Raw genomic sequence first — 1149 nt, forward strand, 5'->3', positions numbered from 1 at the left:
CGCCATGGCGGCCGCGGTCGGGTCGGTCTGGTCCCCGGACCCCACGACGCGGGCGTGGAAGTACGGATCGGGCTGGCCGGGCTCGACCTGCGGATCGGTGGCCAACAGGGCGGAGCCGACCGCGCACCCGGCGCCGTCCCGGACGATCGACCCCTCGGCCGACGCGGTGTCGATCCGGGAGACCGCCCAGACCGAGACGGGATAGGCGAGGCCGCACAGGAGGGTGAAGAGGGCGACGACGACGAGGGCCGGCCGCAGCTGGCGCAGGGCAGTGGTGAGAGTGGACATGAGTCACGCGATCCCGGGGAGGTGTCGGACGAGCAGGTCGATGAGCCAGATCCCGAGGAACGGCGCGATCACGCCACCGAGCCCGTAGATCAGCAGGTTGCGCCGCAGCAGGGATGCGGCGGAGGCGGCGCGGTACGTCACGCCCCTGAGCGCGAGCGGGACCAGCAGCACGATCACGATCGCGTTGAAGATCACCGCGGACAGGATCGCCGACTCGGGGCTCGCGAGCCCCATGACGTTGAGCTTGTCCAGTTGCGGGAAGATCCCCACGAACAGCGCGGGCAGGATGGCGAAGTACTTGGCCAGGTCGTTGGCCAACGAGAACGTGGTGAGCGCGCCGCGGGTGATGAGCAGCTGTTTGCCGATCCCCACGATGTCGATGAGCTTGGTGGGGTCCGAGTCCAGGTCCACCATGTTGCCGGCCTCCTTGGCGGCGGTGGTCCCGGTGTTCATGGCCACACCCACGTCGGCCTGGGCCAGGGCGGGGGCGTCGTTGGTGCCGTCACCGGTCATCGCGACCAGGCGGCCCCCGGTCTGCTCGGCGCGGATCCGCGCGAGTTTGTCGTCCGGGGTGGCCTCGGCCAGGTAGTCGTCGACCCCCGCCTCCTCGGCGATCGCGGCAGCGGTGAGTGGGTTGTCGCCGGTGATCATCACGGTGCGGATGCCCATGGCCCGCAGTTCCGCGAATCGCTCGCGCATCCCCGGTTTGACCACGTCCGAGAGCTCGATCGCCCCGAGGACGCGGGGTGCGCCGATCGGGACCAGCTCGCCGGCCTCGTCGTCCCCGGTCCCGTTCGCCCGGACCGTCATCTCGGCCACCACCAGCGGGGTGGCCCCGCGCCGGGCGATGCGCTCGACGGA

General features: G+C 71.1%; 2 protein-coding genes. Both read right to left on the bottom strand.

Features of this window, described 5'->3' with window-relative positions; genetic code table 11:
* Positions 1-288, bottom strand: a 288-nt coding sequence (locus G6027_RS16570) for a potassium-transporting ATPase subunit C (RefSeq protein WP_182638108.1), incomplete at its 3' end; no start/stop codon positions are given.
* Between the two features lie 3 nt (positions 289-291).
* A partial coding sequence (locus tag G6027_RS16575; RefSeq protein WP_182638109.1) for an HAD-IC family P-type ATPase occupies positions 292-1149 on the bottom strand: 858 nt, incomplete at its 5' end.

The sequence above is a fragment of the Dietzia sp. SLG310A2-38A2 genome (genome assembly GCF_014145095.1).
Lineage (GTDB): Bacteria > Actinomycetota > Actinomycetes > Mycobacteriales > Mycobacteriaceae > Dietzia.